Origin of the sequence: Alteromonas profundi, assembly GCF_010500865.1 — a bacterium.
Lineage (GTDB): Bacteria > Pseudomonadota > Gammaproteobacteria > Enterobacterales > Alteromonadaceae > Alteromonas > Alteromonas profundi.
Map to the genome: position 1 here is coordinate 96,004 of NZ_JAAAWN010000001.1, position 13,931 is coordinate 109,934.

At 45.1% G+C, this 13,931-nt stretch carries 10 protein-coding genes; 5 read left to right on the plus strand and 5 right to left on the minus strand.

Going from position 1 to position 13,931, the window contains the following annotated elements:
• Positions 1-49: 49 nt before the first annotated feature.
• The 3 genes from GTH32_RS00420 to GTH32_RS00430 form a co-directional block, all read right to left on the minus strand.
• Positions 50-2,911 (minus strand): hybrid sensor histidine kinase/response regulator, encoded by a 2,862-nt coding sequence (locus GTH32_RS00420; protein ID WP_163083258.1) that lies wholly within the window; start codon positions 2,909-2,911, stop codon positions 50-52.
• Positions 2,911-4,086, minus strand: a complete 1,176-nt coding sequence (locus tag GTH32_RS00425; protein ID WP_163083259.1) for an ABC transporter substrate-binding protein — start codon at positions 4,084-4,086, stop codon at positions 2,911-2,913. Before GTH32_RS00425 ends, GTH32_RS00420 begins: the two co-directional genes overlap by 1 nt.
• Positions 4,087-4,224: 138 nt before the next feature.
• Entirely contained in the window at positions 4,225-5,118 is an 894-nt protein-coding gene (locus GTH32_RS00430; RefSeq protein WP_163083260.1) for an AraC family transcriptional regulator, read from the minus strand.
• 82 nt (positions 5,119-5,200) lie between these two features.
• On the opposite strand from GTH32_RS00430, the gene GTH32_RS00435 reads away from it, so the two are divergent.
• On the plus strand, positions 5,201-6,352 hold the full coding sequence (locus tag GTH32_RS00435) for an iron-containing alcohol dehydrogenase (protein WP_163083261.1): 1,152 nt from the start codon (positions 5,201-5,203) through the stop codon (positions 6,350-6,352).
• 218 nt (positions 6,353-6,570) lie between these two features.
• A complete protein-coding gene (locus GTH32_RS00440) occupies positions 6,571-7,077 on the plus strand; it encodes a 3'-5' exonuclease family protein (RefSeq protein ID WP_163083262.1) in 507 nt (168 codons plus the stop codon).
• A gap of 28 nt (positions 7,078-7,105) precedes the next feature.
• On the opposite strand, the gene GTH32_RS00445 is transcribed toward GTH32_RS00440, so the two are convergent.
• Positions 7,106-7,579, minus strand: coding sequence for a hypothetical protein (locus GTH32_RS00445; RefSeq protein WP_163083263.1), 474 nt, complete (start codon positions 7,577-7,579; stop codon positions 7,106-7,108).
• Positions 7,580-8,030: 451 nt separating this feature from the next.
• Positions 8,031-9,176 (minus strand): methionine adenosyltransferase, encoded by a 1,146-nt coding sequence (gene metK / locus GTH32_RS00450; protein ID WP_163083264.1) that lies wholly within the window; start codon positions 9,174-9,176, stop codon positions 8,031-8,033.
• A gap of 375 nt (positions 9,177-9,551) precedes the next feature.
• Between metK and tkt the strand changes: the two genes are divergently transcribed.
• The 3 genes from tkt to GTH32_RS00465 all read left to right on the plus strand — a co-directional run bounded on the left by tkt (position 9,552) and on the right by GTH32_RS00465 (position 13,838).
• Positions 9,552-11,546 (plus strand): transketolase, encoded by a 1,995-nt coding sequence (gene tkt, locus GTH32_RS00455; RefSeq protein WP_163083483.1) that lies wholly within the window; start codon positions 9,552-9,554, stop codon positions 11,544-11,546.
• A gap of 17 nt (positions 11,547-11,563) precedes the next feature.
• Entirely contained in the window at positions 11,564-12,574 is a 1,011-nt protein-coding gene (gene epd, locus GTH32_RS00460) for an erythrose-4-phosphate dehydrogenase (RefSeq protein WP_163083265.1), read from the plus strand.
• 88 nt (positions 12,575-12,662) lie between these two features.
• Positions 12,663-13,838, plus strand: a complete 1,176-nt coding sequence (locus tag GTH32_RS00465) for a phosphoglycerate kinase (RefSeq protein WP_163083266.1) — start codon at positions 12,663-12,665, stop codon at positions 13,836-13,838.
• Positions 13,839-13,931 lie beyond the last annotated feature (93 nt).

Consider the following 13,931-nt stretch of genomic DNA (forward strand, 5'->3'; position numbering starts at 1 on the left):
ACGCTCTGGCCTTCAGGTAGGGCGTCGTGTCGCTACTAAGCGTTAGTTTTTATACCGCAATGCCATCTTTTTGCCGTGACCAATATTCTACTTTTTCAATTAAATCATGGGCGTTGAAAGGTTTGCTTAAGTAATCATCCATGCCCGCTTGGCGGCAAATTTCCCTATCCCCTTTCATGGCATTCGCGGTAAGCGCGATTATGGGAATGCTTTCATACTGTTCGCCCGCCTCTCCGGCGCGAATACGGCGCGTTGCTTCAAAGCCATCCATTTCAGGCATCTGACAATCCATTAAAATAACATCAAAGGTCGCTTTAATCTTATTAAGCGCGGCAAGCGCCTCAACCCCCGATTTTGCGGTGAGCGTTTTATGCTTACTTAAATGTTGCTTAACAATAATCTGATTAATATCGTTATCTTCCACAATAAGTATATTACGTTTTTTAAACGCGATCACAGCACCGTCAGTAGATTTTTGAGTAGGGGGAAGCAAGCTATCGTCACCTTTGGCTAAGAGAATTTCAAACGTAAAGGTGCTGCCTTCTCCTTTTTCGCTGGTAAGGTGAATGCTTCCGCCCATAAGTTCGCACAATTGCTTACTAATGGATAAGCCTAGGCCAGTGCCGCCAAACTCACGGGTAGTGGAAATATCTTCTTGATTAAAGACCTCAAATATCCCGGCCTGTTTGTCTTTTGCAATACCTATTCCGCTATCCTTAACACTGCATGTTAGTCGCAGTGATGCGTCTGCTTTTTGCTCTATGCTGGTGGTAACGTCAATGTGCCCTTTTGGGGTAAACTTAACGGCATTACCGAGTAAGTTTGATAAAATTTGGCGTACCCGAACTGCATCACCATGTACCACGTGATGGTCTTGAAGGTTAAAGTGAAAGTGTAAGGCGAGCCCTTTTTCATGGCATAAAATAGCGTATTGAGACTGTAGACTCTCTAATTCGTGCAGTATGTCAAACGGATGCTGTTCAATGTGTAACTGCCCGGCTTCTATTTTGGAGAAGTCCAAAATATCGTTAACTATATGCAGTAGCCCTTCAATACTATATTCAGCCAACGACACATAATGTTTCTGTTCACTGCTTAATTCAGAGTCGTTGAGCAACTGAAGTACACCAGATATACCATGTATTGGAGTACGTATTTCATGGCTCATACTGGCTAGGAAGCCCGATTTTAACCGTGCGGATTCTTCCGCTTTTTGTTTTGCTTGCTGTAAGTAATCTTCTGCCTGGCGCTGTTGTGTAATGTCTTGTTGAAAACCAATATAGTGCGTAACTTCGCCTTCTATTTTTACCGGTGTAAGTATCAAGCGGTTGTAAAAAGCAGTGCCGTTTTTGCGATAATTTAGCATGGTAGTTTCAACAGGCTTTCTTTGCGCGATGGCCAAACTGACCTTATCAGCTGACGTGCTATCATCTTGCTGGTTCTGCAAAAAACGACAGTTGCGGCCTATTACTTCTTCTTGGGCGTAACCTGTAAGTCGAGAAAACGCATTATTGGAATACACAATAGGTTGGTCGGGCCGAAGGATATCGGCAATAACAATAGATACTGTGGCTTCATCTATTGCATGGCTAAGAATTTTTACGTTACTTTCTAGGGCCCGATGGCTGGTATTATCAACGCCAATATAAATACTGCCTCTTACTTTGCCATTGGCATCTTCAAGCGCAGTTTTGCTCCAACGAATAAAACGTTGCTTACCCGTGGTGCTTGACAGATGAGCAAGTTCAACCGATGTATCAAGCTTTAGCCTGTCTACCACGTACTCTACTGTTAATTCTACCGCATCATTTTGCTGTCGACTAAACCTGTCGAATTGGCGGTTGCTTAGGAGTACTTGGTTTGATGTGTCTACCACCACCAATAAATCGCCAATAGAGTCAATGACATCGGAGAACTGTTCATTTGAAAGTGACGCTTTGGTTAAGTCTGACAACAGCTTGTCGAAAGCAGCCTTTATCTTCACGAGCTCGCGAGCCTCTTGCACAGTGGCAGTAGCCGTTTTAAAAGACTTATTGTTCAGCCGATTAACGATGTCGCTATATAAGCGTGATAATGTGTCCTCGGCGAGCACGCCTGTGGTACGTACTATATGCAAGCTAATAATTAGCATGCCACCAATCATAGCAATAAGCACTAACGCCGCCCAAGACAAGGCGCGGTAAGCTGTGGCAAAGGGTTGTATGCTATATAGCGATAAATTCGCCCACTGGGCTGTTGTAGTAGAAAAGCCGTCGGTATTTAACTGTGATAGCGATACGTAAGGGGGAAAAAGCGCGGTATCACTACCAAATAAAATCACGCCGTTACTGTCGGTTACTACCTGATTGGTGAGGCGGGGGTAGGGGGCAAGCAACGACTGTAAACTATCAACGTGCATAACTAATGCGCCTTCTGCTGCATTATTTAATAGCACAGGAACGGAAAACAACACACCATGTTTAGATACTGAGTAATAAGTACGTGAGGCGCCTAATGTTCGTTCCTGCCACGCTTGCACAATATTTACGGGTAGGTTGGCGTGCCAATTTTTATCAATAATAATGGCCCCGGAAAAGTCGAACAACGCAAAGCTTACATTGCGTGAGTGGGTCAAATTAAGTGAGCGAAAAAACATAGGCAAGTAGTTTTTTCGTTGCTCAACATCAATCAAGGCGTTAATAATAATGTCGTTCGCGGCAAGATCTGACAGTTGTCTTGTGGTGTCGTTTAACGTGAAGGATAAGTCTTGCTGCAAGCTAGTGAGCGACTGTTTATGCACTTCTGCCACTTGGCCGCGCACTATATAAAAAGCAACGGCAAGTAAGATAATAGCAACCAGTGCAACTAATGCCGCCAACCTCGGCAGCATAGTTTTTATTAAAACGGTGCGTAATGGCGAAGAGGGCTGCATTATGGGTTATCCGGCAAAACCAAATGGCCATTGTCGTCCATAGAAACCATAAAGTAGTCCAATGCCGTGAGGGCATCGTGGGCATCTTTGCTAAAAGCAGGGCTGTAGGTTTTTACCACTCCCTGGTAGGGAGGTAAGTTTTCCATTGCCGCTTTTATCTTAGTCACATCGAATTCGTTTGCGATACGGGTAGCAATCGCAAGTAAGTGAACTAAATCGTAGGCATGTGCTAGGCCTACTTTTGCAGGAATAGCATTGGCCGCAAAGGGGCCATACTTCTGGCGATATTGCGCTAATAGGTGCTGGGCTCTCGGATGGGTTTGTTTTTCAAAATGAAAGGTTTGTAATACCGTTAAATTTAACGTCGAGGGTGACACCTCAAGAAGATTAATAAAGTTTCCTGACGCAATACCCCAATGGGATATTATTGGTAGCTTAGATAACCCCTGTTTATGAAATTCATTGGCAACCACAGCCCCTTCAGGAGCGTTGGTCACCAAAATTACCGCGTCTATGTTTAACGCCTTAATGCTGGCTACGTCTTCTGAAAACGATTTTTGCTGCCAATTAATCCAATGCACAGACGCAATATCAATATCCTGGGCATTGGCCGCTAAACGAATAGAGCGATAGTTAGAACGCCCCCATTCGGTTCGCTCTAGAACCAGTGCCACTCGTTTTGCTTGTAGCGAGCGTGCGTGGCCTATAAGCACGCTGGCCGCCTCGGTATCACTTACCGATACACGAAATACATTATTAGGTGAGAATTGGTTGTCTACCAGTGCTGTACCCGCGGCCCAAGGGATCAAAAATAACATATTTTGTTGGTGAATAATGTCCAGCTCGGTAACTACCACAGGGGTATGAACACCTCCTACTACGGCCAACAAATCGTTATTTTTGGCTAACTGTTTTAAGTTAGCCACACCTCTAGCGGGGTTGCCTCTATGATCTTTAGCTATAATTTTCAGCTCGCGGCCTAATAGCCCCCCGGCCTGATTTATTTCATCTACCGCTATTTGCACGCCGCGCTGTATGGCCACACCGCCTTCAGCTGCAACCGCCGAAAGGTCGGCATCAATACCAATATAAAGGGGCGCAACGGTATCCTTTGCATGAGCACTAAAAGCAAGGCCAATAAAAAGTGAAAACCACAGTAGCGTACGAAAAGCCATAGGCGCCCATAAGAAAGAATTTAACTGCTTAAGTGTATAGTATTCAGCGGCGAGAATGGCGAAGCCCAGCTTATTCTTTCGTCTAATTTTGCAACAAAAATTTCGAAAAAACGGGCAATACGCTAGTAAATGGCATGTTTAGGCGCTCTTTTTTTGAACGGGAGTAGTTTGATAATAACGTTTGAATTCCCGTGAAAACTGAGAAAGGCTCTTATACCCCACGGCCTCAGCGGCATCTCCCACCCGATAACCTGCGTTAATTAACTCACGTGATTTCGCCAAACGTATTTTTTTAATGTACTGAACGGGAGAATCAAAAACGATATCTCTAAAAGCTCGGTGAAAACCTGATGAACTCATGCTTACCTGCTTAGCCAAATAGTCTACACTCAGCGCAGTTGCATATTCTTGATGGATAATAGAAAGAGAGCGCGCGACTTTTGCGTAGTGGCTGTTATCTGTAAGACCACTTAATACGTAACCTGCCGGGCCATTAAGCACATGAAAAATAATTTCCCGTACAAAGCTTTCACCTAATGCTGCGCTTTTTTGTTTGCTTAATAGGGCATCTAGTAAACGCCCAGTGGCATCACTGATGGTCGTGTCTAACGACTGCTGACTTAGGGTAAACGGGGAAGTATGTTTATCCGATAGAGGAATTTGCCATTGTACAAGCTCAATAAGTAGCGGCGAAGGCACATCAACAATTAACCCTAAAATACAATCGTCGCCATCGGTAGCCGCTTCACACTCAGCGGGAAGTGGCATACCTAAAACAATATAGTCCCCCTTTTTGTAGGTAATTTCATGGTTGTCTACATACAAACGTTTGCTGCCTTGCAGCATGATAATAATACCGGATTGGTATAAAAGCGGTTGACGAGTACTACCGAGGGGATCTCTGAATAACCGAACCCCAGGCAACAGAGTAGACGTTATACCATTTAAGTTACTTTTGCCTGATTGGCGCAATACTTCTTTGGCCAATGCTGCTAGCAGAGCGTTATTGTTGTCTTTTATAGGATTAGGCAATTTATTTCCAGTTTTAGACGGTTTTTATTTGTTAATTGCCACTATTATGCATGAACGAGAGAAAAAAAGCATAGAGGTAAAAATGAAATTTTCGTTTAGTAATCCCACACGTATCGAATTTGGACAAGGGCAGATTGCTGCTATTGAGACACTAATACCGAAAAACCAGCGAGTTTTAGTATTATACGGTGGTGGCTCAATCAAAAATAACGGCGTGTATGATCAGGTTTCTAAAGCGCTTGAAGGTTATGAGTGGGAAGAGTTCGCAGGTGTTGAGCCTAACCCGACAGTGGAAACGTTAGACAAAGCTGTAGCCCAAGTTAAATCATCAAAAGTTGACTTCATTCTTGCTGTAGGGGGAGGAAGCGTAATTGATGGTGCAAAATACGTAGCAGCGAGCGCAAAATATGATGGCGATGGTTGGGATATTCTTACTGGTAAGCATACGGTAGATGCGGCCCTTCCTATAGGCGCGATATTAACACTACCGGCCACGGGCTCTGAATCTAACGGTGGGTCGGTTATCAGTAAAAAGGCCACGCAACAAAAGCTTCCTTTTATGTCTCCCTTTGTTTACCCCAAATTTGCCGTTCTCGACCCAGATGTGATTAAGAGTCTGCCACAGCGTCAGGTGGTTAACGGGTTGGTTGATGCATTTGTCCATGTTTGTGAACAATACCTTACGTTCCCGCAGCACGCGCCAGTGCAAGACGGCTACGCTGAAACCTTGCTTAAAACGTTAATTGCGTTAGGTAAAGATGTTGATGCACCTGATGATGCATGGCGCGCCAACCTTATGTGGTCAGCAAACCAAGCATTAAATGGCTTGATTGGCGCCGGGGTTGTTCATGATTGGGCAACGCATATGATAGGCCATGAACTTACCGCATTGTACGGGGTAGATCACGCTCGCTCGTTGGCCATCGTACAGCCTTCGTTATTACGCGTTCAGTTCGATAGCAAGCAACAAAAGCTAACCCAAATGGGTAAAAATGTATTTGGGTTTGAAGACGGCGAAGACACGGCGCGGAAAACCATAGACGCTATAGAAGCGTTTTATCAAAGCTTATCAGTAGATACACAGCTTACCGACTATCAAGGTGACAAAGATACGGCTATCAGTAAAATTCTTAGCCAGCTTAAGAACCACAATATGGTGGCCCTAGGCGAAGAGAAAGCTATTACACTTGAAGTGAGTGAGAAAATACTACAAGAAGCCGTGGCCGATAAATAACACGGCCCTCATACTCGTCTTTAAAATTTAATACAAACTGGCACGATTTTACCATTAGCTTTTATCATCGATAACACTTTAATTGGTAATGTAGTGCCAGTTTGCGTTGAGACGCCATAAGAGGATTCGTTTACTCTTTCAATACATTGTTTACCCGTAAACAGTCAAGGGTAGAGTAAGTGGCAGCGCAGCAGGCGTAAGCAGTCAAGGGAGTCAGCTTGCGAAAAATATATCCGCCTTCCATCATTGATGTAGAAGCAAGTGGTTTTGGCGCGAAAAGTTATCCCATTGAGATTGGGGTAGTGCGCTATGATGGTGCAAAGTGGGGCCAGCTAATTCGGCCTTTGGATTCTTGGGTGCATTGGGATCAGAAAGCAGAAGCCTTACATGGCGTAAGTCGAGATACACTCGAAGAGCAAGGGGTAAGCGTTTTTAAAGTATGCGATGAACTTAATGCTTTTTTAGGCAATACCTTGGTTTATAGTGATGGCTGGGTGGTCGATAACCCGTGGCTAATTAAACTGTTCGCTGCCGCCGCTGTAGATATGACGTTTTCATGTCGCGCATTAGAGTACGTGCTCAGTGAACCGCAAATGGATATTTGGCATGGGGTTAAAACCGATATCGAAGCACACACTGAGTCGTGTCGGCACCGTGCAATAACCGATGCTTTGGTAATTCAACAAACGTTTGTAAAAACGAAAGCATTAACCACCCATGGGTAACATGTAAACACATCGGGCAATTCTTGTGTTAAAACCAATAGTGAACCCCTAATTGAAGCGCGTTGCTCTCACTACTGCCTACCTTTCTATGCTCATACTCTATGGCCATATTTAAGGTTTCTGGGTCGCCTAGTAACCACCCTAGCCGGGTGAAGGTACCTATATTCTGAGGTAAATATTGCCAGTTAACATTATATGGTTGCGATGTGTCTGTACGGTCAAAAGAAGCATAGAAATGCTGCGGGTAGCGAAAATCAAATGCTCGGCGTGCACTTACGCGGGTGGAGTTTATATTTGGGTAACGCAAGTCGCCCCGGCCTAATACCAGTATTTCTAACGGTTGCTGGGCAAAGCTGCTTTGCACGTTCCATTTGGCAATTTTTTTGCTTTTAAACACTATAGGGCTGTACGAGCCTTCTAACGATGACGCATGGCTGTTAACGGCGTACATATTGAAACCCACTAGCGCACAAAGCAGCACACACATGCGAGATGTGTTCATAGTTGTCGTTCCAGTTCAGTGTTGTGTGTTGTCTTTTACTCTATCGTTTTACTGGTTTAATAAATTAAACGTTAACGAACGGGAGCAACCACCAAAGACGCATGTTTCTATTTATTGCTCTTTTTTACTACTCAGTGGCCCAAAGGCGTGATCACAAATTAATGTTCTTTGATCTGATATCAGCATCTCAACAAATGAAACGTGCGATGCGAGAACAATAACCGCCATTGCATGAAAAATATGAATTGGATAGCCAGCAAGCTCTACAAAATAGGTGCTTTAGATAATAAGTGTAGACCGTAATAGTCATTGTGAAAACAAAATAGCGTAAATTTTAATCGCTGTGCATTTTGCTATGTCAATGAAAATACGGAATATGAAGGGGAGAGAAAGCAGATGCTGCTCAAGGCAATAATAACCTATGAGCAGCCTATTTTGCTTAATTAGGGTTTTATACTGATGCGCGCAATGCGTCAGCTTTATCGGTTGCTTCCCAAGGAAAAGCTTCGCGGCCGAAGTGCCCGTAAGCCGCCGTAGCGCGATAGATAGGGCGTTCCAAATCAAGCATTTGAATTAGCCCATAAGGGCGTAAATCGAAGTGCTCGCGTACTAAGGCAACTAAGGTTTTTTCGTCTACCACGCCTGTGCCAAAGGTATCAATACTAATTGAGGTAGGCTGAGCTACGCCAATGGCATAAGATACTTGGATTTCGCAGCGCTTGGCTAACCCAGCAGCAACGATATTTTTCGCCACATAGCGCCCAGCGTACGCTGCGCTACGGTCAACCTTTGATGGGTCTTTACCTGAAAAGGCGCCGCCGCCATGACGTGCCATGCCGCCGTATGTATCAACAATGATTTTACGTCCAGTTAGTCCGCAGTCACCCATAGGTCCACCTATAACAAAGCGACCCGTTGGGTTAATGTGAAACTGAGTATTGCTATCAATCCACTCACTTGGCAGTACGGGTTTAATAATTTCTTCCATTACCGCTTCTCTTACTGTCTCGGTTGCCACTGAGTCACAATGTTGCGTAGACAGTACGATAGCATCAATGCCTACCGGCTTATGGTTTTCATACTTAAAGGTTATTTGGCTTTTCGCATCGGGGCGTAGCCAATCCAGTTTACCTGACTTTCGTACCTCGGCTTGCTTTTGGACAAGGCGATGAGAATAAGTAATAGGCGCTGGCATAAGTACGTCAGTTTCATCGCTGGCGTAGCCAAACATTAAGCCCTGATCGCCAGCGCCTTGTTCTTCTAAGCTCTCACGATCAACACCTTGGTTGATATCCGGTGATTGTTTACCAATCGCATTTAATACGGCACAAGAATCGGCATCAAAGCCCATATCAGAGTGGGTGTAACCAATTTCTTTAACGGTTTTACGGGTTAACTCTTCGATATCTACCCATGCTGAGGTGGTGACTTCACCGCCTACTAACACCATTCCGGTTTTTACGTAGGTTTCGCAGGCCACTCGAGCACGAGGGTCTTGCTCTAGAATTGCATCTAGAACGGCATCTGAAATTTGATCGGCAATTTTATCCGGGTGCCCTTCAGACACTGATTCGGATGTAAATAAATGCGTGGCCATACATGCTCCGTAAGCGTTTAAATTTTTAAAGTTGCGGTATTGTACTAAAACAAATTACAAATACCAGTCTTTACTTCTAGACGTCTAAAAGACTTTTCGTTACGATTTGTTGACACCTGAGGATCACTTAGGTGTATATGGTTGTAGCAATACCCCTAGCCTGTGAACAAATATTCTTTAGTTGGCCAATAATAAGGACGAATTCCTATTATTTTGGCTAACTTTCGACAATGGCAATGAAAAGCCATTGAACTGTACGGTGGCATGGGTAAGAATAACGACCACATTCAGACGTATAGTCAAGTCATGCTACCAGGCCGAATGAGCGGCCTCATCCACAGCGTACTTAACTGCGAAAATAAATCAGGAGACAACATGCCCTCTCGTCGTGAACTCGCCAATGCCATCCGTGCATTAAGTATGGACGCCGTTCAACAAGCCAAATCTGGACATCCAGGAGCCCCTATGGGCATGGCAGATATTGCGCAAGTATTATGGGGTGACTTTTTATCACATAATCCGGCAAACCCATCGTGGGCGAACCGCGATCGCTTTGTGCTTTCAAACGGTCATGGTTCCATGCTGTTGTATTCACTTCTTCATCTGTCAGGTTACGCGTTGCCCATTGAAGAGCTGAAAAACTTCCGTCAACTACACTCGAAAACGCCAGGCCACCCAGAGTACGGTTATGCGCCAGGCGTAGAGACCACTACGGGCCCGTTAGGGCAGGGGATCAGTAATGCAGTGGGTATGGCGCTTGCTGAAAAAGTGTTAGCGGCGCAATTTAACCGTGACGAACATACTATCGTCGATCACCACACTTATGCTTTCTTAGGCGATGGCTGCTTGATGGAAGGTATTTCTCATGAAGTATGTTCGCTTGCCGGTACACTTGGCCTTGGTAAGCTAGTGGCGTTTTGGGATGACAACGGTATCTCTATCGACGGTGAAGTGGAAGGTTGGTTTACTGACGACACCCCTGCACGTTTTAAAAGTTACGGCTGGCAAGTTATTGAAGGCGTAGATGGTCACGATGCTGAGCAAATAAAAGCGGCAATCGAAAAAGCGCAGGAAAACACCACACAACCTACACTAATTTGTTGTAAAACCACCATTGGTTTTGGCTCACCTAATAAAGAAGGGACAGAGTCATGCCACGGTGCGCCATTAGGCGATGATGAAATTATTGTAACCCGCGAAAAATTGGGTTGGAAACACGGTGCGTTTGAAATTCCAGAAGACATTTATGCAGGCTGGGATGGTAAAGATAAAGGTGCTAAAGCAGAAGCTCAGTGGAACGAAACATTTGCCGCTTATGAAGCCGCTTACCCAGAGCTTGCTGCTGAATTCAAACGTCGTGTTAATGGCGAACTTCCGACCGACTTTAGCGAAAAAGCAGATGCAATTATTGCTCAGCTTCAAGCTAACCCGCAAAATATTGCCTCGCGCAAAGCATCGCAAAATACGCTAAATGCATTTGGGCCCTTGCTTCCTGAATTGCTCGGTGGGTCCGCCGACCTTGCAGGCTCAAACCTTACTATCTGGGATGGCAGTAAAGGCGTTGAAGCCACCAATGCGACAGGTAACTATATTTATTATGGTGTGCGTGAGTTCGGTATGTCAGCCATGATGAATGGTATTACCTTACACGGTGGCTTTAAAGCGTATGGCGCAACTTTCCTAATGTTTATGGAATATGCGAGAAATGCGGTACGTATGGCTGCGCTAATGAAGCAACCGGCTATTTTCGTATATACCCACGACTCGATTGGCCTAGGTGAAGATGGCCCCACTCACCAACCGGTTGAGCAAGTGGTGGCGCTACGTGCAACACCTAACCTTGATAACTGGCGTCCTTGCGATCAGGTAGAGTCGGCGGTTTCTTGGAAATCAGCCATCGAACGTACAGATGGGCCTACTACGCTTATCTTTACCCGCCAAGGTTTAGCGCAGCAAGAGCGTAATGCTCAACAGGTTGCTGATATTGCTAAAGGCGGTTATGTGCTTAAAGATTGCGCTGGTACGCCTGAGCTTATTCTTATTGCAACTGGCTCAGAAGTACAACTCGCGGTGGAAGCCGCTGATAAGCTAAGCGAACAAGGTAAGGCTGTACGTGTTGTGTCAATGCCTTGTACCGACGTGTTCGATCGTCAGTCTGCTGATTATCGTGAAAGCGTATTACCTTCAAATGTAGTTAAACGTGTTGCGGTAGAAGCCTTATCAAAAGATAGCTGGTACAAATACGTAGGCTTTAATGGCGCTATTGTTGGCATGGATACCTTTGGTGAATCTGCCCCGGCAGGCGACCTATTCAAGCACTTCAATATTACCACTGAAGCAGTAGTAGAGGCGGCGTTGTCGCTAAGCTAAGAGGTTAACAAAAACCTATGGTAAACATTGCCATAAATGGGTTTGGTCGTATTGGCCGCAACGTATTACGTGCACTTTATGAAAGTGGGCGTAATACGCAATTTAATGTGGTGGCTATTAACGACATTGCCGAACCCGAAGGCATTGCACATCTGCTTAAATACGACACCGCCCACGGGCGGTTTCGTTTCGATGTGACTTTAGAAAATCAAACCCTTATCGTTGCGGGTAGCCCTATTCAGCTATTGGCTGAACCCGATATTACTAACTTGCCTTGGCAGGCGTTAGGGGTAGATATTGTGCTGGAATGCACCGGTAAGTTCGATGATAGAACCTCTGGGCTTGCACATATTAATGCCGGCGCTGGCAAGGTATTATTTTCTTCGCCAGGGGCCACCGATTTAGACAACACGGTTATATTTGGTACCAATGAAGATACCTTAACCAGTGAACATAAATTAGTCTCTAACGGCTCGTGTACAACCAACTGTATCGTGCCGGTAATTCAAGCACTAGATGCAGCCTTTGGGGTTGAAAGTGGGACGATTACAACTATTCATGCTTCTATGCATGATCAGCAAGTGATTGATGCGTATCATCCCGATTTACGCCGTACGCGGGCAGCCAGCCAATCCATTATTCCTGTAGACACCCGGTTAGCGGCGGGCATTGAGCGCATACTGCCGAAGTTTGCGGGTAAATTTGAGGCGATTGCCGTTCGCGTACCTACCATTAATGTCACGGCAATGGATTTAAGCGTAACCTTAACCAGTGAAGTTACTATCGCGCAGGTGAATCGAGCGTTAAATAAGGCGAAAGAGGGGCGTTTACACGGTATATTAGACTATACAGAAGAGCCTTTGGTATCGGTAGATTTCAATCACGATCCCCATTCATGTATTGTGGATGGTACCCAAACCCGTGTAAGTCATAAGCAATTAGTGAAAACCTTGGTGTGGTGTGACAACGAGTGGGGCTTTGCAAACCGAATGCTCGACACCGCGCAAGCCATGGTCGACGCGATGTAATCAAATTTTTGCTGCCAAGGTTGGTAGCGCCAGCCTTGGCAGCTTTCAGTGTTATTTAGTTTTTAATTAAATGAATATAGGAAAGACGATGGCAATTCCAAGTATGAGCGATATGGCCCTAAGCGGTCAGCGTGTTCTTATCAGACAAGATTTAAACGTGCCTGTAAAAGACGGTAAAGTTACCTCTGATGCACGTATTAAAGCATCTATACCTACCCTTAAAGCTGCGCTAGACGCAGGTGCCTCAGTAATGGTGATGTCTCACCTTGGCCGTCCCACAGAAGGAGAGCCTGCTGATGAGTTCTCGTTACAACCTGTGGTGGATTATCTCAATGACGCCCTTGACGTACCTGTGAAACTTGTTAAAGACTACCTTGACGGTGTTGAGCTCGCTGACGGCGAGTTGGTTATTCTTGAAAATGTGCGCTTTAATAAAGGCGAGAAAAAAGATGATGAAACCCTAGCCAAGCAATATGCAGCCTTATGCGACATTTTTGTTATGGATGCTTTTGGTACTGCCCATCGCGCGCAAGCCTCTACCCATGGCGTGGCTAAGTTCGCGCCTAAAGCTTGTGCAGGCCCTTTGTTAGCGGCAGAGTTAGACGCGTTAGGTAAGGCGTTAGATAACCCTAAACGCCCTATGGTAGCGATTGTTGGAGGCTCAAAAGTATCTACCAAGCTAACCGTACTTAAAACGCTGGCCGAGAAAGTTGACCAACTAATTGTCGGCGGTGGTATTGCAAACACATTTATCGCAGCTCAAGGCCATAACGTAGGTAAATCTCTTGTAGAAATGGATTTAACCGAACAAGCAAGCCAGTTGATGAATGAAGCACAAGCAAATGGTGGCAATATTCCTGTACCTACCGATGTAGTGGTAGGTAAAGCATTTGATGAAAATACCGAAGCTACCTTAAAAGCAGTTTGTGATGTAGCCGACGATGACATGATCTTCGACATCGGTCCTGATTCTTCAGAGGCCCTAGAAAGCATTATAAAAAATGCCGGTACCATTGTATGGAACGGTCCTGTTGGGGTGTTTGAATTTGACCAATTTAGTGCGGGAACCAAAGCACTTTCTAAAGCGATAGCGCAAAGTGATGCGTTCTCAATTGCAGGTGGTGGTGATACACTAGCTGCTGTAGATAAATACGAGATAGCAGATCAAATTTCTTATATCTCTACTGGTGGCGGTGCCTTTTTAGAGTTTTTAGAAGGTAAAACCCTGCCAGCGGTAGCCGTGTTAGAAGAAAAAAATAAATAAACCTAACAGGCTACGTCAATCGGCAACGATTCCGCCGGTGCTACAGTGACGTACACCGGCATATAACGATAAACCCTACAACTGTCATTAAAG